The sequence below is a fragment of the Collinsella aerofaciens ATCC 25986 genome (assembly GCF_964259375.1).
GTDB classification, from domain to species: Bacteria; Actinomycetota; Coriobacteriia; order Coriobacteriales; family Coriobacteriaceae; genus Collinsella; species Collinsella aerofaciens_BO.
In genome coordinates, this window is the sequence record NZ_CAXVJM010000002.1 from 1 (window position 1) to 24,413 (window position 24,413).

General features: G+C 59.8%; 18 protein-coding genes and 1 tRNA gene. 12 read left to right on the forward strand and 7 right to left on the reverse strand.

The genetic code is table 11. The features are described 5' to 3' along the window. Positions 1-205 precede the first annotated feature (205 nt). The 3 genes from ACEXKH_RS00985 (at position 206) to ACEXKH_RS00995 (ending at position 3,676) form a co-directional block, all read left to right on the forward strand. A complete protein-coding gene (locus ACEXKH_RS00985) occupies positions 206-931 on the forward strand; it encodes a PTS mannose/fructose/sorbose/N-acetylgalactosamine transporter subunit IIC (RefSeq protein ID WP_373572744.1) in 726 nt (241 codons plus the stop codon). Next, positions 931-1,779: a PTS system mannose/fructose/sorbose family transporter subunit IID gene (locus tag ACEXKH_RS00990; protein ID WP_373572745.1), complete on the forward strand. Its 849-nt coding sequence runs from the start codon at positions 931-933 to the stop codon at positions 1,777-1,779. Before ACEXKH_RS00985 ends, ACEXKH_RS00990 begins: the two co-directional genes overlap by 1 nt. A gap of 430 nt (positions 1,780-2,209) precedes the next feature. Beyond that, a complete protein-coding gene (locus tag ACEXKH_RS00995) occupies positions 2,210-3,676 on the forward strand; it encodes an ATP-binding protein (protein ID WP_373572746.1) in 1,467 nt (488 codons plus the stop codon). A gap of 100 nt (positions 3,677-3,776) precedes the next feature. On the opposite strand, the gene ACEXKH_RS01000 is transcribed toward ACEXKH_RS00995, so the two are convergent. Both ACEXKH_RS01000 and dcm read right to left on the reverse strand, forming a co-directional pair. Continuing rightward, entirely contained in the window at positions 3,777-4,268 is a 492-nt protein-coding gene (locus tag ACEXKH_RS01000; protein WP_373572747.1) for a hypothetical protein, read from the reverse strand. A 125-nt stretch (positions 4,269-4,393) separates the two neighbouring features. After that, entirely contained in the window at positions 4,394-5,656 is a 1,263-nt protein-coding gene (gene dcm / locus ACEXKH_RS01005) for a DNA (cytosine-5-)-methyltransferase (RefSeq protein ID WP_373572748.1), read from the reverse strand. Positions 5,657-5,805: 149 nt separating this feature from the next. Here dcm and ACEXKH_RS01010 point away from each other — a divergent pair, with 149 nt between their 5' ends. Continuing rightward, complete coding sequence (locus tag ACEXKH_RS01010; RefSeq protein WP_373572749.1) at positions 5,806-7,311, forward strand: Sau3AI family type II restriction endonuclease; 1,506 nt, start codon at positions 5,806-5,808, stop codon at positions 7,309-7,311. A gap of 56 nt (positions 7,312-7,367) precedes the next feature. Here ACEXKH_RS01010 and ACEXKH_RS01015 read toward each other — a convergent pair whose 3' ends face one another. Next, positions 7,368-8,054, reverse strand: coding sequence for a DUF5710 domain-containing protein (locus ACEXKH_RS01015; RefSeq protein WP_373572750.1), 687 nt, complete (start codon positions 8,052-8,054; stop codon positions 7,368-7,370). 242 nt (positions 8,055-8,296) lie between these two features. Continuing rightward, positions 8,297-8,371 (reverse strand) — tRNA-Val (locus ACEXKH_RS01020). A 289-nt stretch (positions 8,372-8,660) separates the two neighbouring features. Here ACEXKH_RS01020 and ACEXKH_RS01025 point away from each other — a divergent pair. Then, a complete protein-coding gene (locus ACEXKH_RS01025; RefSeq protein WP_373572751.1) occupies positions 8,661-9,683 on the forward strand; it encodes a DMT family transporter in 1,023 nt (340 codons plus the stop codon). An 81-nt stretch (positions 9,684-9,764) separates the two neighbouring features. Continuing rightward, positions 9,765-11,096, forward strand: a complete 1,332-nt coding sequence (glmM, locus tag ACEXKH_RS01030) for a phosphoglucosamine mutase (RefSeq protein WP_373572752.1) — start codon at positions 9,765-9,767, stop codon at positions 11,094-11,096. 268 nt (positions 11,097-11,364) lie between these two features. Here glmM and ACEXKH_RS01035 read toward each other — a convergent pair whose 3' ends face one another. Continuing rightward, entirely contained in the window at positions 11,365-12,939 is a 1,575-nt protein-coding gene (locus ACEXKH_RS01035; protein WP_373572753.1) for a carboxypeptidase M32, read from the reverse strand. Between the two features lie 505 nt (positions 12,940-13,444). On the opposite strand from ACEXKH_RS01035, the gene pheS reads away from it, so the two are divergent. The 6 genes from pheS (at position 13,445) to ACEXKH_RS01065 (ending at position 21,103) form a co-directional block, all read left to right on the forward strand. Next, on the forward strand, positions 13,445-14,521 hold the full coding sequence (pheS, locus tag ACEXKH_RS01040; RefSeq protein WP_117797200.1) for a phenylalanine--tRNA ligase subunit alpha: 1,077 nt from the start codon (positions 13,445-13,447) through the stop codon (positions 14,519-14,521). Between the two features lie 161 nt (positions 14,522-14,682). Then, complete coding sequence (pheT, locus tag ACEXKH_RS01045; protein ID WP_373572754.1) at positions 14,683-17,136, forward strand: phenylalanine--tRNA ligase subunit beta; 2,454 nt, start codon at positions 14,683-14,685, stop codon at positions 17,134-17,136. A gap of 325 nt (positions 17,137-17,461) precedes the next feature. Beyond that, a complete protein-coding gene (cbiM, locus tag ACEXKH_RS01050; protein ID WP_373572755.1) occupies positions 17,462-18,544 on the forward strand; it encodes a cobalt transporter CbiM in 1,083 nt (360 codons plus the stop codon). Then, the gene (locus tag ACEXKH_RS01055; RefSeq protein WP_373572756.1) at positions 18,522-19,358 is read left to right on the forward strand and encodes an energy-coupling factor transporter transmembrane component T family protein; all 837 of its coding nucleotides are present in this window, start codon (positions 18,522-18,524) and stop codon (positions 19,356-19,358) included. Before cbiM ends, ACEXKH_RS01055 begins: the two co-directional genes overlap by 23 nt. A gap of 46 nt (positions 19,359-19,404) precedes the next feature. Beyond that, positions 19,405-20,175, forward strand: a complete 771-nt coding sequence (locus tag ACEXKH_RS01060; RefSeq protein ID WP_373572757.1) for an energy-coupling factor ABC transporter ATP-binding protein — start codon at positions 19,405-19,407, stop codon at positions 20,173-20,175. 79 nt (positions 20,176-20,254) lie between these two features. Continuing rightward, the gene (locus tag ACEXKH_RS01065; RefSeq protein ID WP_373572758.1) at positions 20,255-21,103 is read left to right on the forward strand and encodes a hypothetical protein; all 849 of its coding nucleotides are present in this window, start codon (positions 20,255-20,257) and stop codon (positions 21,101-21,103) included. Here ACEXKH_RS01065 and ACEXKH_RS01070 read toward each other — a convergent pair. Beyond that, positions 21,100-22,173: a hypothetical protein gene (locus ACEXKH_RS01070; RefSeq protein ID WP_373572759.1), complete on the reverse strand. Its 1,074-nt coding sequence runs from the start codon at positions 22,171-22,173 to the stop codon at positions 21,100-21,102. The two genes, ACEXKH_RS01065 and ACEXKH_RS01070, sit on opposite strands and share 4 nt — an antisense overlap. Before the next feature lie 417 nt (positions 22,174-22,590). Beyond that, positions 22,591-24,051, reverse strand: a complete 1,461-nt coding sequence (gene pyk / locus ACEXKH_RS01075; protein ID WP_271730083.1) for a pyruvate kinase — start codon at positions 24,049-24,051, stop codon at positions 22,591-22,593. Positions 24,052-24,413: the final 362 nt, after the last annotated feature.

The following is a 24,413-nucleotide window of genomic DNA, read 5'->3' on the forward strand; positions in this document are numbered from 1 at the left end:
GCCTGAGCTGCCACCTCGAGCACGTCCGCAACCACCCGCTCACCACGCGTCGCTACTATCACCAGATGAACTACTAATCCTCTCAAATTGCTGCTGTTGCCTGCAGGCGAGCTGTTCTGAACGTCTCGCCTGCAGGCTTATTTCTGGGGTTAATCAGAATAGCTGCCCAGTACCTCCTAGTTGCGCTGGTCGCATTATGGCGTCTGTGGACGAGCAAGCATTTGGCATTACGATGCTTGGTCGTCCGCTGTTTACGAGCCTGTTCGTTGGCTTGATCCTTGGCGATGTCCAGCAGGGCGTTATCGTCGGCGCTGCTTTGGAGTCCATGTTCATGGGCGCTATCATGGTCGGTGCGGCGGTTCCTCCCGAGGTCTATGCTTCCGGCGTGCTTGGCTGCGCGTTTGCCGTCATTACGGGTACGGGCACGGCAACTGCCGTCGCACTCGCCCTTCCCGTCTCCGTCTTCCTTCAGGTGTGGCGCAACTTCTGCTACGCCGTTCCGGGTGCCTTTGCCTGCAAGAAGATCGAGACCGCTCTGGCAAATCGTGATCTTGCCAAGGCGAATCTGTACCATCTGACCATCGTGCCGCTGTCGATTGGCATTCCGTCTGCACTGCTGGTGTTTTGCTCGCTGTTCTTTGGTGCCGACCTCATCAACAATGCGCTTAACGCTATTCCGCAGTTTGTGATGGACGGCCTCAACGTTGCGTCCGGCGTCATGGTCTGCATCGGCTTCGCACTCCTTATTAGGACCATGGGCGATAACAAGCTACTTCCTTGGCTGTTCCTGGGATTCATTATGGTCATCTACCTCAAGATGGACGTTATCGGCGTCGCCGCAGCTGCCATTTGCGTCGCACTGCTCCTGGCCTTCCGCGAGGGCTCGTCCGGTCCGCAGACGGTTGCCGAGGATGAAGAGGAGGACTTCTAATGGCTACCCAGAACACCGATCTCAAAGAGGCCAAGAAGGACGCGATTATGACTCCCGATATGTATCGGAGCATGTTCCTTCGCCAGTTTACGAGCCAGTGCTCGCAGTCGTACGACAAGATGATGGCAATGGGCTTCATGTACACCATTCAGAAGCCCCTGCGAAAGATCTATCCCAACGACGACGATTACTATGCGGCGCTTGATCGCCATACCGAGTTCTTTAACATCACGCCTCATGTGCTTCCGTTTGTAGCCGGCCTTACGGTTTCGATGGAAGAGCAGGCGGCTGCCGATAAGAACTTCGACACGTCCTCGATTAACGCCATGAAGGTCGGCCTCATGGGACCGCTTTCCGGCATTGGCGATTCGTTCTACTGGGGTACGTTCCGCGTGGTCGCCGCCGGCATTGGTATTGGCATCGCTTCGACGGGCAACCCGCTCGGCCCCATCGTGTACGCGCTCATCTACTCCGTGATTAACTTTGCAACGCGTATCGTCGCCGCCCATCTGGGATACGACCTGGGAACCAAGTTCCTGCAGCAGTCCGAAGAGAACAACCTTATGTCTCGCATGACGCATGCTGCCGGTGTCCTCGGAATGACCGTTATCGGCGCCATGATTGCGGCGCAGGTCTCGCTGTCCACTGCTTTGACCTTTGATGTGGGTGGTTCGGAGATTGTCCTGCAGGATCTGTTCGATTCGATCTTCCCTGGCCTTCTGCCCCTGCTGGCAACGTTCGCTTGCGTTGCCCTGTACAAAAAGGGTGTCAAGACCATTTGGATTATTATTGGCATCTTCGCGATCTGCATCATCGGAACGGGCTCGGGAGTGTTCGCGGCGGCGTAATGTTGACTGCTATGCTCGCGCGCTCGATAACTAACTGACCGTTTGAAAACGGGGCTCGGCGTAAGGCCGGCCCCGTTTTTTGTTTGAGGGATTTTCCGACCGTCCAAAAATCCACGCTCGTCCGTCACTCACGTATCTCTCATCTCTCATTTGTCACTAATACGAGAGATGGCACAAAGACGAGAGATAATTACGAGAGATAACTGAGCAGCAAAGAGACAAGAAATCACGGCATTGTCTCAATACCGATTGTTCTACCAGCAAAAACATGTTTAAATGAAACAGATGGCAGATATCTTATCTCTCATCTTTCACTCATCTCTAATACGAGAGATAACAGAGAGACAAGAGATAATTACGAGAGATAACTGAGAGACGAAGGAAATCTATTCGCGGCATTCTCCGCCGGACCGAGCGAAAGGACGTGCAGATGAACGAAAACGAGCTGACCGGTCTGCTCGAGTCTTTAAAGCGCATGGGCTCGGACGATCTTAACGTCGAGGTCAAGGAGAGCGCCACGACGCTTTCCTGCGACGTATGGGAAACGGTTAGCGCATTCGCGAATACCGCTGGCGGAATTATCGTGCTCGGCGTGAGCGAGCGCGCGGGCTTTGTCCCGGTTGAGAACTTTGAGACCGAGAAGGTGCTCAACCAATTCGTAGCGGGCATGGGTGATGCCGGCGGTCGCGGAAAACTGGCCAATCCGCCCAAATACACCATTGAACGCGTGGAGCTCCAGGGCACCGTGGTTCTGGTCATCACGATTGAGGAGCTCGACCCGTCGAGCAAGCCTTGTTATGTCATAGAGCGGGGCGCTCAAGGCGGCAGCTACAAACGCATCGATGACAAAGATGTTCCGCTCTCGTCGACCGAGGTCCTGTCCTTGTCATCGTATGAACGGACGAGCCCCAGTGATCGCGATGCAGTACCCGGCGCGGTCGCAGGCGATCTTGACGAGGCCCTGGTCGACCGCACGATAGAGCGTGCTTTCTCGCTGACACCCCGTGCAATGCGCGGCGCGCCGGACAAGAAAACGAAGCTGGAGCGCCTGAATTTCCTCGACTCCCAGGGCAATGTTACTAAGGCCGGGCTCCTGGCCGCGGGTGCCTATCCTCAGCAGTTCTATCCCAAGCTCTTTATCGATGTGGCGGTCTATGCCGGAACGCAGAAGGGCGCGGCGGGGTCGTTGAGGTTCATGGACCGTACGATCTGCGAGGGAACGTTGGGCGAAATGATCTCGGATGCCGTCGCGGCAATCGCCAAGAATTTGCGGCGAACCTCGACGATCCAAGGCGTCTCGCGTGTCGACTCGCTGGAGATTCCCGAGGAAGTCCTGCGCGAGGCAATCGCCAACGCCGTAATCCACCGAGAATACGGAGATCGGTTCTGTGGGCAGTCGATCGCTGTTGACGTCTTTGATGACCGTATCGAGGTGACGAACCCCGGCGGCCTATACGGAGGAAAGACTCGCGAGAACCTGTTTGACGGCAGCTCCCGATGTCGCAATGCGACGCTTGTGAAGCTCATGTCGATTGTTCCACTGCCGGATGGCGCAGGCTCGCCGGCTGAGGGAAATGGCTCGGGCATCCCGATGATGATCGATGCCATGCGCGCGCATGGTCTGGCCGAGCCCCTGTTCTGCCCGGGGTTCGATCGGTTCAAGGTCGTACTTTACCGTTCAAAGATCGAGCCGGTCGATTATGGCGGGGGCTTAATTGTGACGGCACTCAAACACTACGGCGAGCTGGGGACGCGTGAGCTGGCAGAACGTACGGGGCTTACAATTTCCCAGGTAAGGTCGCGCGTCAACGCGCTCATTGCTCAAGGCGAGCTTGAGCCCACGGCGCCGGCGACGAGCCGCAACCGCAAGTATCGACTGTCAGAGCGCGTGGAATAAATGCGTTAGTGGACGAGGCGACCCAATAATCGACCCTCAATTGGCGCCCACTAAGGTAAAGCGGTTGTTGCTCAGTCGACGGTGATGCTGAAGACTCGGCTTACGCCGGCATGGCCCCGAACCCGTCCATCAAGAACAGCCTAAGAACCAGCTTGATGACATTTCCCGGTTTGACTTCAGCCGCGTCAAAGACGTGGCGCTCGGCGAGCTCGCTGCAGTATGCATAGATGTCGCGGATAAGGTCCGCGCCCGAAAGCGTAAACATGTAGCCTGCGTCCGAAAGCGCATTGGGCGCGGCGGGCAACTTGGCCATGTGGCAGAACGTTTGCAGGTCGGGCGCCATAACATTCTGGTAGTCGAGGTGGCCGTTGGCATCCTGCGCGGCAAGCTCCAATTGGCGCACAAAATCCAGCGCCGCCGCTAACACAAAGCTCGGCGTAGGCGCATTGACGTCCTGAGTGGTCGCCACAAGCCTGCCCGCCGCCTGCGTGACAAGCCAAGCGACCTCGCGCTGGCAACGCACAGCCTTGCGCGTAACCGGCTTGATGGACGAAGAAGAAACGCTCCCCTTAGGCGGATTCGAAGCAGCCATAAGACCCTCCCATGAACAATCCGGCCCAACAAGCCCGGATGAAACACGTGTTACATCAGTATACGGGGAAGTGGGGTGGAAAAACGGAGTCGACAGCGTGAACCGCCGGCTCCGGATTGCTTGCCTTAGAGGCCGTACACTTCGACCATAGCTTCGCCAATGCGATGGGGCACGCCGGTGACGAGTGCGTTGCCCATGCAGAAGGCCCGATGGCCGTCGGTCATGCCCGTATCGGTCCAACCTTTCGGGAATCCCTGAAGCTGATCGAGCTCGTCGGGAACAAGACGGCGGAAACGGCCATCGGGACATTCGATGACGTGCTTGAAGCGGCTCGCTCCCGTGCCGCCTTCTCCTGTGAGGATGGTGCGGCTCGGCTTGTCGGTGGCATCCGGGAAGCTCATGGCTCCCTCGGAATACGTGTACGTAAAGCCTGTCTTTTTGTTAGTGCGCTCTTCGCGCTTGCTGCCCTTAAGGTAGCGCCAGTCGGGAAGCTTTTCGTCGGAGATGTAGAACTGCTCCGGGACATCAGCCTCGTCGACAAGCACGTCGCCAAGCACGTGGCGCTCACCGTGATAGTCCTCGGCAAAGTCGCAGGTCAGAACATGACAGCCCTGCATGACGCCAGCATTCTTGAATTGAGAGGTCTTTTGGCCGACGCCAAAACGAGTTGAGTTCTCGTAGGGGTCGGGCAAAACGTCGAGCTCGGACATCTCGTCGGGATAGATGGCGGGGAAGGCTTTAGCCATGACGCCGTTGTGCATGCGATTAACGAGATCAACCTTGCCAGCGTCCTTTTCGCAGAAGATATAAACACGCTTGCGACGCTGGGGGAAACCGTATTCGGCAGAGTTGACCACGCGCCATTCGACCGTGTAGTCGAGGTCGGCAAGACAGCTTAGGATGATGGCGAAGTCGCGACCGCGTTGAGACGCGGGCGACTTGAGCAGGCGGTCGACGTTCTCAAAGAGACCGAACTTGGGCTTCTTCATTTCGAGGAAGTGATAGATGTCCCACCAAAGGACGCCCTTCTTGCCCTCGATGCCGTGTGCCTGATTGAGCGGACGCGCGACGGAGTAATCTTGGCAAGGGAAGCCGCCGACGACCATCTGGACGTCGGGGATTTCAACCTCTCCGGCTTCAGCCTGTTCCAGGACTTTATTGATATCTTCGTTGACTACGGAATCCTCGCCAAAGCGGTCCATATAGCAGCGTGCCGCGAACTGACGAGCCTTGGTTCCGGGTGGTTCCCACTGATTGGCCCAAATGGTGCGAAAGGGTCCGGCGGGCTTCATGTAGAAATCTGGATAACGAGGGTCAGCGTAGCCTTCGAGGCCCAAACGAAATCCGCCGACGCCAGCAAAAAGCTCGGCGATTTTGACCTCTGACATACTCACTCCCCCAAATCGCTGCAAATGCAAAGATCAAGGGTACAGAAATCGGGTTGCAAATGGAAGATCCCTTAGGGGATCTTCACGGTATAACCCGAATTTACAGTAGCATACGTGTTAGATCATGTCTTATTTCGAGAGGATTTGCCATGTCCAAGAAGCACCTCGATTTCAAGCGCATGCTTGACGATACTGATTTTTCTGACCCCTCAAGCATTGAGCGGTATGCTGCCAATCTCGACGGGATGACGTTTCGCGATATTCTCGAGCTTGGCATTGCGCCGGAGGGGGAGAGTGCGCCCAAGGACTTTGGGTCTAAGAAGTACAAGGGCGGTATGGGAACCCTGATCGAGGAGCGTTACTTTGGCTACAAAGCCAACAGCGACGATCGGCCGGACTTTCCCGAGGCGGGTGTGGAACTCAAGGCAACATGCTTCGACGTGCTCAAGGATGGTCGCAAGTCTGCCGGTGAGCGTCTTGTCTTGACGATGATTCCCTACGACCGTCCCGTTTCGCTCGACTACGACAGCTCGCATCTCAAGACCAAGCTCAGCAATATCCTGCTGATCTACTACGGCCGTGACCGCTCCATCGACAAATACGACCAGCGCATTGAGCGTGCAGTCATGGTTCGTCTGCCCGAAGAGGATATGAAGATCATTCGCGCCGACTACGAGAAGATCATTTCGTACATTCAGGATGGTCGCGCGGACGAGCTGTCGGAGGGCATGACCACCTACTTGGGCGCCTGCACAAAGGGCGCAACCGAAGCGACGATGTGGGTTGACCAGTATTACGAGTACTTCAACACCGATACGGGCGAGATCGAGCACCGTCGCGCGAAGCGTCGTGCCTTCTCACTCAAGCGCTCGTACATGGACTATGTGCTTCATACCTATGTTCTCGGTGCTCCGCGCATTGGCGAGAGTATCGTCCAGGCCGGCGACAAGTCCATTGATTTCGAAAGCTACGTTACTGCGCTTATCGAGCGCCACTATGGTGAAACCGATCGCCAGATTGCAGAGCAGTACGGCCTGGAATACACGGGAAACAAGGCGCAATGGATGACACTCGTTTATCGAATGCTCGGAATTAAAAGCAATGCTGCCGAGGAGTTCGTTAAGGCTGGGATTAACGTCCGCGTTTGTCGCGTTAATAAGAGGGGACACATCGAGCAGGCAATGTCTTTCCCTCCGTTTGAGTTTAAGCAGCTAATCAATGAGGATTGGGAAACGTCATCCTTCCGTGCGCGCCTTGAGACCAACCGTTTCTTCTTTGTCGTGTTCCGTGAGGACCACGAGGGGGAGTGGCGTCTTGACCGCTGCCTATTCTGGGCAATGCCGGCAAACGAAATCGAGGGCCCCGCAAAGGCCTGCTGGGATGAGACTCGCAAGGTAATTCGTGAGGGCGTTAAGCTCAGTCCGTATCGGGACGCGAGTGGAAAGCTCAAGGTGACCAACAATCTGCCCGGTATGGCGGACAACCCGATTGTCCACGTTCGCCCGCATACGTCAAAAGCGGCTTACAAGTTTGCCGATGGAACAGAGATCGGTGACATCGCAAGGAATGCTTACGAACTGCCCGACGGGCGCTGGATGACGAAGCAATCGTTCTGGTTCAACAAGGGCTACCTGGAGCACATTCTGGGGCTGTAGCGTTCTGGGATTGTTTAACGATCGAGCTCCTGCTCCTCAGTGCCTCGATGTCATCTCTACAAATAAACCCCCTCACCGAGTTGCTTGTGGAACTCGGCGTGATGGTCACGTGCCCAGGTAAAGAGCGCCTGGTCAAAGTCGGTGCGCGTGGCCGGGACGCCAAATACGCCGGCAACTTCGACGCGCACAAACTCCAGTGCCGGCAGCTTGTTGATGGCAGTGAGGGCAAATGGGGACGAGGGCTCCTCGAACAGATAGCGGCTGCCTTGCAGCGCGTCGCAACTGGTGCACGTGTTGCCGAGCGACGGGGCTTTGGAGGCTCGCGCGCCTACGGGCTTGTAGCCGCAGCGCTTATGAAGGTAGTCGCGGATCTCGCCCGGCACGCAGCCAAGAGCGGGCACGATGGCGAGTGCGTTGGCGTTGGCCGTGTCGATGGCAATGTACCTGGCTTCGTTGGGCGCGTGCGCGATGGCGATGCTCTCGTCGTTATCGGTTCGATAGGGAATGCCGAAGGCCGCGACCGAGGTCTCTTTGTGACACTTCCAGCACTCGCGCTTGCCCAGTACTAGATATATATACGGCGCTGAGGGGTCGGATCGGTCAACACCGGGCAGCCACTCGGCAAAGGGCTCGGGGTTGACGCCGCTGGGTACATACCAGATCTTCTTGGTCCGGTCCCATTTGGCGCCCAGCGCCTTGGCTTCTTCTTTGTGCGAAAAGGGGACATCGAGCTCGGTGCGCATGGCGGCTCCTTGGTGCTGCAGGTGCAAGTGGCTCAAGGATACCGCAGGGCGCAGACATCGCGGCGTTTTGTCGAGAAGTTGCGGCTCGGATGGGTTCGAGACGCGTTGGTCTCGGCCTCGGTGGCTATTGACGCGGTTTTGTGCATGGGCAGGGTGGTTGCTTGGGCGGTTGGAGCTGCCAGCGGATTTGGCGACATAAAACAAAACAGCCCAGAGGACATAGCCTCTGAGCTGCGAACATTTGGTGGGCGTTAGAAGATTTGAACTTCTGACCTCTTCCGTGTCAGGGAAGCGCTCTCCCCCTGAGCTAAACGCCCGATCAAGGGTGCGCAAGCGCGCAAGGGATAATATAACGGAGCCTGAACTCGGTGGCAAGAACATTTTTAAAAATCGCTTACATTGTGGAATTCGGGGGCTTTGTCATATCCATTTCAAAAGAGCCTGCTGCCGCGATTTGGCTGTCGCATAATGCAAGGCCATTGCGGTATCGAGCTATGGAAAGACGCCTGCGGAATTGTCCTACCGATAAGCGGACAAGCCTCCAGCTGATGCCTTCGCCGTGGTAAGGTAAGCCGAATTGTTTCCAGGCTGTTTCGGGGGAGTGGAATGAGCAAAGAGTGTGCCGAGCAGGTCGAAGGCGCAGGGGCTTCGGTGCCGATGACCGATATATCGAACATTGATGTGCCCGAGGGCACCGACGAGCTCAGCCGTAGCACCCGCCGTGCATGGCGCAATCGCCTGAACAGCGCTTCGACACGCAAGTTGATCACGGGCGTCTTGGCTACGCTGGTGGGCGGTTCGTTTTGGGGCTTCTCGGGTACCAGCGCGAGCTTCCTGTTCGATACCTACCATGTCGATACGCTGTGGCTCATGAGCGTGCGCCAGATTCTTGCCGGCCTGCTCTTTATGGTCGTGGTCGTCGCGCGCGACCGTGCGCGCCTGGTCAAGCTTTGGACGACGCCGGCCGACCGCAAGCAGCTATTGCTCTTTACCGCCTTTGGCCTGCTGTTCAACCAGTTTTGCTATCTTTCGGCCGTGCGCCTGACCAACGCCGGAACCGCGACGGTGCTCCAGTGCCTGCAGCTGGTCATCATCATGGGCTACACCTGCGTGATCGACCATCGCATGCCTCGCGTGCGTGAGGCCGTTGGCATTGGGTTGGCCCTGGGCGGCACCTTTTTAATCGCTACCGGCGGCGACCCTACCAATCTGAGCATATCGCCGCTTGGCCTGGTCGCAGGCCTCATGTGCGCGGTGAGCGCCGCCTGCATGGCGGTGATTCCCGCCAAGATTCTGCCCGAATACGGCAGCCCCATCGTTACGGGCTCAGCCATGCTCACGGCTGGTATCGTCACCTGCACTATCGTGCAGCCTTGGGCTCATATGCCGGCGCTCGATGCCGCCGGCGTCGAGGCGCTCGCGGTGTTTGTGGTCGTGGGCTCGTTTTTGGCGTACATGCTCTATATGCAGGGCGTCAAGGACATCGGCTCGGTGCGTGCGAGCCTCATCGGAACCGTTGAGCCGGTCTCGGCGACCATCACCAGCGCCGTTATGCTGGGCACGGTATTTTTGCCGACCGACCTTATCGGCTTTGCCATGATCATCGTGATGATGTTCCTCACGGTGTAGCGGGTGCGATTGCTTTAAAGGATAATAGGCTGGCGGCGCGTTGCTTTGGCGGCGCGCCTTTGTCTATAGAGAGGACCTCTTATGAAGTACTTTGGCACCGACGGATTTCGCGGCGAGGCCAACGTTGGGCTGACCGTGGAGCATGCGTACAAGATCGGCCGTTTTGTGGGTTGGTATTACGGTGCTAACCGCGAGCGCAAGGCACGCGTGATCGTGGGCAAGGACACGCGTCGTTCGAGCTACATGTTCGAGGCGGCGCTGGTGAGCGGCCTAGTCGCGAGCGGCGCAGACGCCTATATGCTGCACGTGATCCCCACGCCGGGTGTGGCGCACCAGACCGTGGAGGGCTGCTTCGATTGCGGCATCATGATCAGTGCGAGCCACAACCCGTTTTGCGATAACGGCATTAAGCTCGTCAACAGCGACGGCTTTAAGATGGACGAGGACGTGTTGGAGCTCATCGAGGACTATATCGATGGCAAGAGCGAGGTTCCGCTGGCTACGGGCAACCACATTGGCGCCACGGTGGACTACATGCAGGGCCGCAACCGCTATATTGCCTCGCTCATCGCGAGCGCGAACTTTTCGCTGCAGGGCGTCAAGATCGGTCTCGACTGCGCCAACGGCTCGGCATCCTCGGTGGCCAAGCCGGTGTTCGACGCGCTGGGCGCCGATGTGCGCGTGATCAACGCCGCGCCCGACGGATTTAACATCAATGTGGACTGTGGCTCCACGCATATGGAGCGCCTGCAGCGCCACGTGGTGGAGCAGGGCCTGGACGTGGGCTTTGCCTATGACGGCGATGCCGACCGCTGCTTGGCCGTGGACGAGCGCGGTCGCGTGGTCGACGGCGATCAAATCCTGTACGTGTGCGGCGTGTACCTGAACAAGCACGGGCGCCTTTCGGGTGGTACCGTGGTGCCGACGATCGCCAGCAACTTTGGCCTGATCAAGTCGCTGGAGCTTGCCGGTCTGAGCGCCGTGACCAGCGGCGTGGGTGACCGTCACGTGTATGCCAAGATGCGCGAGGGCGGCTTCAGCCTGGGCGGAGAGCAAACGGGTCATACGATCTTTGGCGATATCGAGCGCACGGGCGACGGCATTATGACCTCGCTGCGCGTGATGGAAGTGATTCGTGCCGAGCGCGAGACGCTCTCGCAGCTCACGGCTCCGTGCAAGCTGCTGCCGCAAGCGCAGGTTGCCGTGCGCGTGGCCGACAAGGATGCCGCGCTCGAGAACATGGGCGTGCAGAACGCGATCGCCGAGGCCGAGGCCGCGCTCGCGGGCGAGGGCCGCGTGCTCGTGCGCAAGAGCGGAACCGAGTCGGTGATTCGCGTGTTGGCCGAGGCTCCGGACCAATCGGCTGCCGACGCCGCCATGAAGCGCATCGCCAGCGCACTGGAAGCTTTGTAGTTACGCGGTTTTGCCAAACCGCGTAACTGCTCGACGCTGCAAACGACCCTAAGCGGCAATCTGACGTTCAATTTCAAGGGCGAGACCAGAAGGTCAGCGCCCTTTCATTTCACGTCACCTTGCTCACTTAGGGTCGTTTTCGCTGACGTTGCCAGAACATCGGCGTCAACCTAGTCGTTTAAGAACGTCCCCAATGACTAGGTGAAAAGGGGGCGCCGCGGGATGGATCCTGCGGCGCCCCCTTTTGCGTTGGCGTGTTGCTTAAGCTTTACAGCTCGTACAGCGTGGTGAACTTGTCCTGCAGGTAGCTGCAGTAGTAGCGGGCGTCAAAGTCCATGCCGCATGCGCCCTTGATGAGCTCCGGCGCGTCCTTGGCACGGCCCCACTGCCAAATGTGATCGCCCAGCCAGGCGCGGACGGGCGCCAGATCGCCGCTCGCGCAGGCACCGGTAAGGTCGACACCGTCGCGGCACATGGCTGGCACAAACATGGCGTCGTAGGCGCTGCCCAGCGCATAGGTGGGGAAGTAGCCAAACGAGCCGCCGCTCCAGTGCGTATCCTGCAGGCAGCCGTGCGTGTCGTCGGGAACGGGAATGCCCAGGTACTCGTCCATAAAACGGTTCCAAAGCGCGGGGATATCCTTGGCCGTGGCCTCGCCGGCAAACAGCATGCGCTCGATCTGGTAGCGCACCATAACGTGCAGCGGATAGGTGAGCTCGTCCGCCTCGGTGCGGATCAACGACGGCTGCGCAATGTTCACGGCGCGGTAGAGCGTGTCCTCGTCAACGTCGCCGTAGACCTCGGGCGCGTGACGGCGCAGTACCTCGAGCAGCGGGCCCATAAAGGCGCGGCTGCGACCCACGGTGTTCTCGAAAAAGCGGCTCTGGCTCTCGTGGATGCCCATGGAGGTGCCACCTTCAAGACAGGTGCGCGCATAGGCAGGATTGACGCCCAACTCGTACATGGCGTGGCCCGCCTCGTGGATGATGCTGTAGACGTTGGAGATGCAGTCGTTCTCGTAGATGTGCGTCGCGATGCGCGCGTCGCCCACGGCAAAGCCCTCGCTAAACGGGTGCTCGGTAAAGGCAAGCGTGGTGTCGTTCAGGTCCAGGCCGACGAGCTTCATAAGGTCGAAGCTCATGGCGCGCTGGGCGGCCTCGGGCACGCGGGCGTGCAAAAAGTCGGCAGCGGGCTGCTGGCCGCGCTCGCCGATGGCGTGTACGAGCGGCACGACCGTGGCCTTGACCTCGTCGCAAAACGCATCGAAGCTCTTGGTGGAAAGGCCGCGCTCGTACTGGTCGAGCCACACATCGTACGGGTCGCGCTTGGGGTCCATGAGCTCGGCCTGATGCTTAAGTTGGGCGACGATTCTATCCACGTAGGGCTCAAAGCTCGCCCAGTCATTGGCCGTCTTGGCCTTGTGCCACACGGCGTCGGCCTCGCAGGTGAGCCTGGTCCAGGCCTCGGCCTCCTCGGTGGGAATGACGCTCGCTTCACGCTGGTCGCGGCCGAGCACGCGGATCTCGTCGAGCAGCTGCGGGTCGTCGATCTTGCCGCCGGCGACGGTCTCGCGTGCCAGCGAGCGCACGAGTTCAACGGACTTCTCGCTGGTCAAGAGTTTGTGATGCTCGCCGGCAAGGGTGCCCATGGCGTCGGCGCGCGCTGCGGCGCCGTTGGCGGGGGCAATGGTCGCGCCGTCAAACTCGGCAATCTTGAGCAGGTACTCGCGGGTCCACAGCTTGCCCTCAAGCTTGCGGAATTTTTTGACGGCCTTATCGACCTTCATGCTTTTGGGCGTCTTGGCCACGGCGGCCTTGGCTTTCTTATCGAGTTTCTTTCCCATACCATATCCTTGATCTCGCAGGCCGAGCGCCACGGATGGGCGCACGGCCAGTTTGCACAGCTACCTGCCTTGTACCCAGCGCGAACAAAACGGAACGCGGCGATATGCCCACACAATGTGGTATCCTGTAGCCCAATGCGTTGACGGAGAGGGTTTTGCCCGCCGCGTCGCCGGCAAGAGAGGGAAGGTCATGGGCTGTAAGCCTTCCTGCGGTGGCAAGGGCCAAGCGTTCACTCCCGAGCAGCGACCTCAACGGGCGCGCGGCCGGCGGCGGCGATGTCCCCAGTAGGGAAGCCGTGAGCCTCGCGACAAGGGGCACAGAGTGGGCACGGCGGGCCAGACATCCGCCGGGTCAAACAAGGTGGTACCGCGGAATTCAACCGTCCTTGGGCAATGCACATGCCCGAGGACGGTTTTTTGTTACCGAACCGGGCCGCGTTTTCGCAACGTCAGACGGCGGCAGCCGCCTCGGCAAGCGGGGAGCGCGAGAGACGAAAGGGAAGACATGAGTCTGATTGATGATCTGGTCAAACTCGAGGAAGAGGCCAAGGAGCTCGTCGCAGGCGCCGACGACGCCGCAAAGCTCGAGGCCGCGCGCGTTGAGCTGCTCGGCCGCAAGGGCCGCATCACCGGCCTGATGCGCATGATGGGCAAGCTCGCCCCCGAGGATCGTCCCGTGATGGGCAAGCGTGCCAACGAGATGCGCCAGCTGATCGAGGGCATGCTCGACGAGCGCACGACCGAGATGAAGGCAGCCGCCCTCAAGCACGCTCTGGAGCACGACGCCGTCGACATCACGCTGCCGGGCATCCGTCCGCAGATCGGTCACCAGCACCTGATCAAGCAGATCATCGAGGAGGCCGAGGACATCTTCTGCGGCATCGGCTACACCGTCGAGTCCGGCCCCATGGTCGACACCTCCTACTACAACTTCACTGCGCTCAATGCTCCCATGGATCACCCGAGCCGCTCGGCCCGCGATACCTTCTACGTGGTCGACAACAACCCCGGCAGCGTCGCGCACCCCGAGGCACACGCCCATGGCGAGTCCGACGTGCTGCTTCGCACCCAGACTTCGGGCGTGCAGATCCACACCATGGAGTCGCAAAAGCCGCCCATCTACATGATCTGCCCGGGCACCGTCTATCGTCCCGACACGGCCGACGCCTGCCACCTGCCGCAGTTCAACCAGATCGAGGGCCTGGTCGTCGACGAGGGCATCACCTTTGGCGACCTCAAGGGCACGCTCGACTACTTTGTTAAGTGTATGTTTGGCGAGGATCGCAAGACGCGTTACCGCCCGCACTTCTTCCCCTTCACCGAGCCCAGCTGCGAGGTGGACGTGAGCTGCCACGTGTGCGGCGGCAAGGGCTGCAACTTCTGCAAGCACAGCGGCTGGATTGAGATCCTGGGCTGCGGCATGGTCGACCCCAACGTCCTGATCAACTGCGGCATCGACCCCGAGAAGTACACCGGCTTCGCCTTTGGTATTGGCGCCGAGCGCGTCGCGGCCCTGCGCTACGACCTGCCCGACCTGCGAACGCTCATGACTGGCGATATGCGCTTCTTAAATCAGTTCTAGCCCCGGCGGCTTTCCCAAGCACCGCACCTTGCCTTTCAATCGTCGGTTGCGTACCTAAGTACGCGGCCCTCCTCTTTCAAGGCAATCTGTGGCACTTGGAAAACCCGTCTCCGTTGCAGTTTTCCGGCTCAAAGCCGCATTTATGAAAGGAGACCAGTTAGATGCGCGTTTCTTACGACTGGCTCAAGACCATGATCGATATTCCGGAGGATCCCAAGACCCTTTCGGACGAATATATTCGTACCGGCACCGAGGTCGAGGCGATCGACACCGTGGGCGAGTCCTTCGACCACGTGGTGACCGCCCAGGTGCTCACCAAGACCCCGCACCCCGATAGCGACCACATGTATGTGTGCTCGGTCGACGTGGGTGACAAGAACCTCGACGCCGACGGCAACCCCGCTCCGCTGCAGATCGTCTGCGGCGCGCAGAACTTCGAGGCCGGTGACCACATCGTCACGGCCATGATCGGCGCTGTCCTGCCCGGCGACGTCAAGATCAAGAAGAGCAAGCTTCGCGGCGTCGTGTCCATGGGCATGAACTGCTCCGCGCGCGAGCTCGGCTTGGGCGGCGACCACTCCGGCATCATGATCCTGCCCGAGGATACGCCCTGCGGCATGCCGTTTGCCGAGTACGTGGGCTCGAGCGACACCGTGCTCGACTGCGAGATCACGCCCAACCGTCCCGATTGCCTGTCCATGATCGGCATGGCCCGCGAGACCGGCGCCATCTTCGACCGCGATTTCCACGTTGAGCTGCCCGCCATCAAGGCCGAGACCGGCCGCGCGACCGACGACGAGCTTTCGGTCGAGATTGCCGACGAGGGCCTGTGCGACCGCTACGTTGCCCGCATCGTGCGCAACGTGAAGGTCGGCCCCTCGCCCGACTGGATGGTCAAGCGCCTCAACGCCCTGGGCGTGCGTCCGCACAACAACATCGTCGACATCACCAATTACGTGATGATGCTCACCGGTCAGCCGCTGCACGCCTTTGACCTGGACACCTTTGCCGAGCGCGATGGCAGGCGTCACGTGGTGGTTCGCGCCGCCCAACAGGACGAGAAGTTTACGACCCTCGACGGCGAGGAGCGCACGCTCGACGCCGGCATGGGCCTCATTACCGACGGCGAGCGTCCCGTGGCGCTGGCCGGCGTTATGGGCGGCATGGATTCCGAGATCGAGGACGACACCGTCGACGTGATGGTCGAGAGTGCCTGCTTCAACGCCGGTCGCACTTCGCACACCAGCCGCGATCTGTCGCTGATCTCCGACGCCTCCATTCGCTTTGAGCGTCAGGTCGACGAGACCGGCTGCGTGGATGTCGCCAACGTTACCTGCGCGCTCATCGAGGAGATTGCCGGCGGCGAGGTTGCTCCCGGCTATGTCGACGTTTTCCCCGCGCCCAAGACCATCGACAGCATCAAGCTGCGCCTGGCCCGCGTGCACGCCATTTGCGGTGCCGATATCGAGCCCGACTTTATCGAGCGTTCGCTCACCCGTCTGGGCTGCACCGTCGAGTGCGACGGCGAGGACTTTATGGTTACCCCGCCGAGCTTCCGTCCCGACCTGCCGCGCGAGATCGACCTGATCGAGGAGGTCCTGCGCCTGTGGGGCATGGGCCGCGTGACGGCGACCATCCCGGCTGCCAAGAACCACATCGGCGGCCTGACTCGCGAGCAGAAGCTCACCCGCAAGGTCGGCGAGATCCTGCGCGCCTGCGGCCTCAACGAGACCACGACCTTTGGCTTTGCCGCTCCGGGCGACCTGGAGAAGATCGGCATGTCCACCGAGGGCCGCGGCTGCCCCGTGGTGCTCATGAACCCGCTGGTGGCCGAGCAGACCGAGATGCGCCGCTCGCTGCTGCCGGGTCTGTTGCAGTCCGTTGCCTATAACGAGGCGCACGGTACGCCCAACGTACACCTGTACGAGGTCGGCAGCCTGTTCCATGGCCGCGAGAACGCCAGCCTGCCCAAGGAGACCAAGTCCGTGGCGGGTGTGCTCTCGGGCCAGTGGAGCGAGCAGTCTTGGAACATGAAGTACCGCAAGCTGCGCTTCTTCTTTGGCAAGGGCATTGTCGAGGAGCTGCTCGCCCAGCTGCGCATCGAGAAGGTTCGCTTCCGTCCCGTCGAGGGCGAGGGCTACGCTTTCTTGCAGCCGGGTCGTGCGGCCGAGGTCCTCTCGGGCGGTACCGTGTTGGGCTGGGTCGGCGAGATCCACCCCGAGGCGCGCGAGGCGATGGGCATCGATGAGGTCGTCGTTGCCTTTGAGCTCGACTTGGACAAGCTGATCAAGGGCGCCCGCAACCAGGAGAACTATCGCGAGTTCTCGCAGTACCCGGCTGTTGAGCATGACCTTGCCATTGTGGTCGACAACACTGTGACCTGCGAGGATCTTGAGCGTCGCATTACCAGTGCCGGCGGCAAGCTGCTCGAGGGCGTGCGCCTGTTCGATGTCTACCGCGATCCGGTCCGCATCGGTGCGGGCAAGAAGTCCATGGCCTTTGCGCTCACGTATCGCTCGGACGACCACACGCTTACCAGCGAAGAGGTCGAGAAGGCGCACCAGAAGATCGTCACCAAGGTGTGCAAGGGCGTAAACGGCGAGGTTCGCTCGTAATCTTTGCCGTTCGGAACCCGCCCCCTGCGGGGTTTTCACGGCAACGTCCTCGCCGCTTCGCGGCTGCGGGATGTTGCCTTAGAAAACCCCTCTCGGGGGCGGGTTCCTGCGTTAACCTTGTTGCGAGCGGACCGCACCTTCTTTCGGGTGACCGGAAAGTTGAGAGTGCATGGGCCTTTATTGGACGGTGCGTGGACCTGGGTTAATAACGTACGTATTGCAAGGGCGTGCTGCGTTGTGGGCGGTGCGCCTTTTTGTTAGTATGCAGAGTCGGTGTTACGGATTGTTGGAAACGTAACACGCAACGTTCTGATTGAGAGGGCTCATGCATATTCCCGATAATTATCTGTCCCCGCAGACCGATGCCGTTATGGCGGTGGCGATGGTGCCCGTTTGGGTCCATTGCATCAAAAAGGTACGCGCCACGCTCGATCGCGAGCACATGGCGTTCCTGGGCATTTGCGCCGCATTCTCCTTCTTGCTCATGATGTTCAACGTGCCGCTGCCCGGTGGCACCACTGGTCACGCCGTTGGTGGTGCGCTCATCGCACTGCTGCTGGGTCCCGAGGCCGCTGCCATCGCGGTTTCGGTCGCGCTGGCGTTGCAGGCGCTGCTGTTTGGCGACGGCGGTATCCTGTCCTTTGGCGCCAACTGCTTTAACATGGCCTTCGTGCTGCCGTTTGCCGCTGCTACCGTGTTCCGTGCGCTCAACAGCCGTTTGCACGACAAGAGCTGGGGCACCTCGGTTTCGGCCATCGTAAGCGGCTGGGTCGGCCTGTGCCTGGCGGCCCTGTGCGCGGCGGTCGAGTTTGGTATTCAGCCCATGCTCTTTACTAACGCTTCGGGCGCGCCGCTGTACTGCCCCTTCCCGCTGTCCGTGGCTATTCCTGCCATGTTGATCCCGCATATGCTGGTTGCCGGCGTGATCGAGGGCGTGGCGACGGCCGCCATCTACGGCTTCATTAAGAAGACGGCGCCGAGCATTATCGTCGGCCCCGAAGCCGCCGATGGCCAGCTTGCCGCCGATGGTACCGCCAAGAAGACTTCCCTGATTCCCACGCTCATTCTGGTCGCCGTGCTTGTCGTGGCTACGCCGCTCGGCTTGCTCGCCACCGGTGACGCCTGGGGTGAGTGGGACGCCGAGGGCGCCGCGACCGCCGTTCAGGAGGCTGGCGACGACAGCCTGCAGGCTTCGGTCGGCCTCGACACCCCGACCTTTGCCGACGCCCTGCCCACGGGCGATTATCTGCAGGCCTATTCCGAGGAGCAGGGCCTTGGCTTTGCCGGCCAGGCTGCGATGTATATTCTTTCGGGCGTGATTGGCGTGGCGGTGCTCACCATCACATTCCGCCTGGTCTCGCTGACGGTCAAGGAAAGCGGTGCTCATGGCAATAGCCGAGCTGCCTAGTTGGCTTGCGGCCGAGGAGCGTTACGAGCCCGCGGGGGCTCGGCATCGTGTGATGCAAAAGAATGTCCTGCACCTGGCGAGCCTGCTTGAGCGGGTTCGCCTGGGTGGAGGCGCGCACGAGGGCGGGTCGATGGTCGACCGCGCCCTTTCTTGCGTTTCGGCTCCGGTGCGCCTGGTGGGGATGTTCGTTTGCGTCCTGTGCGTGTGTCTGACGCAGAGCCCGCTGTACCTCATGTTGATGGCGGCCATCGCGCTGGTGCTCGTTGCCGTGCGCCCCGTACGCGGGCTGCGTGCGACCTTTGTACCGGCGCTCGGCGCCACGGGGCTTGCGGTGGTTCTGGCACTGCCTGCCCTGCTGCTGGGCGCTTCTGCCGCGGGCGCCATGCTCAAGATCGCGCTCAAGACGTTCATTAACGTGTCGTTCGTGCTGGGCGTTTCGTGGACGCTCACCTGGAGCCGCATGTCGGCGGCGCTCAAGACGCTACAGCTGCCCGACGAGGTCATCTTTACGTTTGATATGGCGCTCAAGCACATCGAGGTGCTGGGACGCACGGCGCACGATCTGACCGAATCGGTCATGCTGCGCAGTGTGGGTCGTGCGCCTGCGGGTTTTTCGCGTACCGATTCGATCGCGGGTATCATGGGCATGACCTTTATCAAGGCGATGGAATGCAGCCGCGCGATGGACGAGGCTATGCTTTGCCGTGGCTTTGCCGGTGCGTATCCGGCGCCCGCGCGCGCCGGGTTTGGCTGGCGCGATGCGGTTTATGCGGCCGGCGTGGCGCTGCTGGCAGTGTTATGCGCGGTGCTGTAGGCGCTGCTGGTTCCGGCTGGGGATGCAAATAGGGAAGGGCGACGTTTTGACGATCGATATGAATAATGCGGCGGGCGCGAGCGGTGCTGCTGGCGCCGAGACCACGCCGCTCATCGAGTTTCGCGACGTGGTGTTTTCCTATGCGGGGCATACGGTTGTCGATGGCGTGTCGCTGCAGGTCGATCGTGGTGAACTCGTTGCCCTGCTCGGTCCCAACGGCTGTGGTAAGACGACGATTATGCGCCTTATTAACGGCCTTGAACTCGCAGACGCAGGGACATACCTGTTTGACGGGCATGTGATCGATGCGGCGTTTCTAAAGGATTCCGCGGCCGCTCAGCGTTTTCATCAGCGCGTGGGCTTTGTGTTCCAGAATGCCGACGCCCAGCTGTTCTGCGCTACGGTGGGCGAGGAAGTTGCTTTTGGTCCCGCGCAGATGGGGCTGCCGGCAGACGAGCTCGAGCGCCGCATGCGCGATGCCATGGGGCTGTTCCAGGTTGCCGACCTTGCCGACGCCTCTCCCTATCAGCTCTCGGGCGGGCAAAAGAAGCGTGTGGCACTGGCTGCCGTCGTGTCGATGAACCCCGATATCCTGGTGCTCGACGAGCCTACTAACGGACTTGACGAGGACTCTTGCGACATCGTGGTCAACTTCCTACTGGCCTATGTTGCTGCCGGTAAGACGGTCTTGATGAGCACACATCACCAAGATTTGGTGCGACGCTTGGGTGCCCGTGCAATCTATATCGATCGATATCACCATGTGGTCGAGGCGCCTTCGCCGTCGTATGGAACCGAAAGCGGTGCTACGGACTAGTTGCTGCGTAGAGCGTGCGTAGCTGCCCGCGTGGCTTTGCCGTGATGGTATAGTTATCCAGGTTTTTATGGGGGTGGCTATGCCAAGCTGGAACATTCATATCGCTCAGACGGAGCGTTTGCTGGAGCGCACCGGTGCGCTTGCCAATAGCGTGCGCGACCGCAATGCCTTTTTGTTTGGCTGCGTGGTTCCGGATATCTTCGTGGGCTATATGGTCCCTGGCATCGCCGATCCCATCCCGTACCGCATTACGCACTTTGCCAAGCCTGAGCCCATCCCTAAGCCTCGTGAACATGAGTTCTGGGATACCTATGTGGCACCGTTGCTTAAAAGTTCGCCCACCGGTGCACCGGCCGCGGCAACTTCGATTATCGAGGAGCGCGAGCGACTGAACCGCGTGCACTATCCACAGCGCTACAAGGATGCCGAGCCGGTTGTCGGTCCCGGCGCCTGTGAGTTCTCGCTTGCGTCCGAAGATGTGGCGCAGTCGTTGCTCGATTTAACGCTGGGCGTCTGGTCGCATCTGGTGGCCGATACCGTATGGAATACGCGCGTGAATCAGTACCTGGAGGCGCACGGCGGCAAGCCGTGTGAGGAGTTCCGCATTAAAAAGCAAGGCGACTTTGACTGGTTTGGCAAGACGCTGGGCATTGTCTCCATCCCGCGTGCGACCGATCGCCTGTATACCGCTGCGACGCGTTTTGGGCAGTATCCCATCCATAAAGAATATGTGCTCAAGACCATCGGCGTCATGCACGAGATTGTACGCGAAAACCCCGGCGAGCCCGATCATCCGCCGTACCGCCTGCTGACCGAGAAATTCTTTGACGCAACGTTTACCGAGGTCATCGAGCTGACCGAAGCGGGCTTTGCGGCTCGCGTTGCCGCTTCTGACGTTCCCGCAGTCCCTCTGATCGCTAGCTGCTAGCCGGCCGGCTTAACGGAGAACAGTTCATCCCAATTGACCAACAGCTCCCGTCGCAGGGTTTCTGCGGCGGTGCGTTCCTGATCGGTCTTTGGGATGTAGGGGAGCCCCGCCTTTTTATGAATGAGCTCGGCGATGTTGTTAAAGCTCTTCGTGTCTTTGATTTGCTCATAGGTTATCTGGATAACGTCATAGCCCATGCTTGTGAGGGCGGTGGTGCGCTCGGCATCGGAGAGACTTGCGGCTTCGCTGTCATGGGCGGAGCGGCCTTGGCATTCCAAAATGACGCCTATGCTGTCGATGTTGCTCTCTATGAGGATATCGGCGTAGCAGCAGGTTTTGTCATACAGTGAGCGTGCGGCGTCGCTGAGTGGGATGCGCACGTTGTTTGCGATGTTGATGCCCATGCCGCCCTCGTCGCGGGGGAGCGAGACAAGCATGGAGGTCTGTACTTCGAAGGGTGAGGCGGTCTGCCCCGTCATGTGCTCGGCTGCCCAGCGCAGTTGTTTAACGCCGCGCAGGCCTGCGGCCTGCTTGGCGAACGCGGCGATATCCGCTGCGCTGAGGAGCGGTGGGCGCTTCCACAGGTTGGTGTCATTGCCCTTGGTGTCGTTAACTCGCTCCCAGCCGCAGTTGGGTGGAATGAGCTTAAGCGAAATGGCTTCATCGAGTTGTTGTTGCGTTCGCTCGCAGGGCCTAAACACTGCAAAGGAGCCGCACATCTCGTAGCAAGCCATGAGTAACTGGTTGCGTGAGACCTGCGTAGCAAGGCTGAGCAGCGTAAACTCGGGCGACGTGACATCAAATCCATGCTCAGTCTGCCTAAACGACCCAGGAGGCGGCTCTTGGGTTAGCAGACGGCTATGAAATAGCTTTCCGTTCGCGCGCTGTTTTCTTTCGCCCACGAATCTCCAAACTGGTGTGCCGAGCAAGTCTTTAAATACTGGTTGTTTTGAGTAATGCACCAAGCGATGGTCATGGTCGGGCGGCAGGATTGCCGGATAGAGTCCTAGTATCTGGGGCGGGATGCGATAGTACTGAAAAGCTGTGGGTCCGCAAGCGAGAAATGACATGGCAATCCGATCGTTCGAGCGTTGTTTGGGCTAGAAAGGCTATCGGTTTCGGAAGTGCGGGGAAAAAGACAAACAGGCAAAGCACAAGCGGTATTTGAGCCAACTTTATCAGGGGTTTTGTTGAAATAAAAGGGCTTGTGCTCGGGGGTAGGCAATTTTTCCCCGCACTTCCGAAAACCAGGTCGATCTGACTCTTGCTAAAACGATTTAGCAGCGTCGGTTAAGGTGTGGGTTTGCCACCGGGCGAACACTTTTAGCGCTTGGGACTTTATTTTTGGGCCTCGAAGGGTGGATTTCGCGCTTTTGGTAAAGAAATGAGTGCGTGTTTTGCCGTGCGCCGGCATTGGCACAGAAAAAGGGCCCGGAAGGCAATGCCTTCCGGGCCCTTTGCAATGCAAATCTGCTTGCAAGTGCGATTTAGCGCACCTGAGCGACGTAAGCGACGTTGGTCGAGGAGACCTTGTCCTCGAGCTGGACGCTCATACGGGGATCGCCGGCGGTAGCGACGGTCAAATCGCCAGTCTTGACGTAGCCGAGCTCCTTAGCGGTCTCGATCGCCTTGACGATCGTGCCGTTGACGGTGCCCTGGGTAATCTCGGCCTGGTGCGGGATAACGCCCCAGTACATGATCATCTGCTGGACGGCCCACTCGTGGCGGGAGAACGCGCAGATCGGCATGTTGGGACGGAAGTGCGAGATCAGGCGAGCGGTACGACCGGTGGTCGTCGGCACGGTGATGCACTTGGCGCCAACGGTGGTGGCCATGTTCACGGCGGACATACCCACAACGTTGTTGACGACGCGGGTGCCGTGAGCGTCAGCCGGAACCTCGAGCGGAGCGTGAGCCGGGAGGTACTTCTCGGTCTCGAGAGCAATGCTGGCCTGCATCTTGACGGCCTCGACCGGGTACTTGCCGGCAGCGGACTCGCCGGACAGCATGACGGCGTCGGTGCCGTCGTAAATGGCGTTAGCAACGTCGGCAACCTCGGCGCGCGTCGGGCGCGGGTTCTGCTGCATGGAGTCGAGCATCTGCGTAGCGGTGATAACGGGCTTGTAGGCCGCGTTGCACTTAGCGATGATCTCCTTCTGGATGTGGGGAACGAGCTCGGGCTTGATCTCGATGCCCAGATCGCCACGGGCGACCATGATGCCGTCGGAAGCCTCGAGGATCTCGTCGAAGTTCTCGACGCCCAGGGCGCACTCGATCTTCGGGAAGATCGTCACGTGCTCGCCGCCGTTCTCGCGGCAAAGCTCGCGGATGCCGCGGACGGACTCGCCGTCACGGATGAAGGAAGCGGCGATGTAGTCGATGTTTTCGGTCAGGCCAAAGAGGATGTCCTGACGATCGCGCTCGGTGATGGCGGGCAGCGAGATGTTGACGTTGGGCATGTTGACGCCCTTGCGCTCGCCAATCAGGCCGTCGTTCTTGACGACGCAGGTCATGTCCTGGCCGTCGACGGACTCGACCTCGAGGGCAACCAGGCCGTCATCGATCAGGATGAGGGAGCCCTTCTCGACCTCGGAGGGCAGAGCCAGGTAGTCGAGGGAGATGTGCTCAGCGGTGCCGTGGAAATCCTCGGACGTGGGCTGAGCGGTGACGACGATCTTGTCGCCGGTCTTGACGGCAACCTTCTTGCCATCGACCAAAAGGCCGGTGCGGACCTCGGGGCCCTTGGTGTCGAGCAGGATGCCGACGGGCATGCCGAGCTCCTTGGAAATACGGCGGACGCGCTCGATGCGACCGTGGTGCTCGTCGTAGGAGCCGTGCGAGAAGTTAAAACGGGCGACGTTCATGCCCGCCTTGATCATCTCGCGGATGGTCTCGTCGCTATCGCAGGCGGGACCCATGGTGCATACAATCTTGGTGCGCTTGTACATTCAGACCTCCATCTGACATCGTCTTGCGCTGATAGATAAACCATAAGAAATAAAACTGAGATGATTATAACGAAATGCCGACCGAATACCCCAAAAAATCGACCGTATGCCGAATTAGAAGTTCATTTTTTGCGGAAAAACGGTATATGCAAAAACTTTACCAACCGTTCTAACCGCTGCTATCTGGGCGATATTTTAGTTCGATGATGCGCCGAAGAAAAAACGTTTTATCAATCTTGAGCATCACACTGTCTGCACCGTTGCGCCTGTGCCGTGTTTCCAATTGGAATGTTTTGGCTAGACGCGCCGCTTTGGGGTACCATAGCCCCACTATCAACTGCCGCTCAGCACGGCAGCCTTGA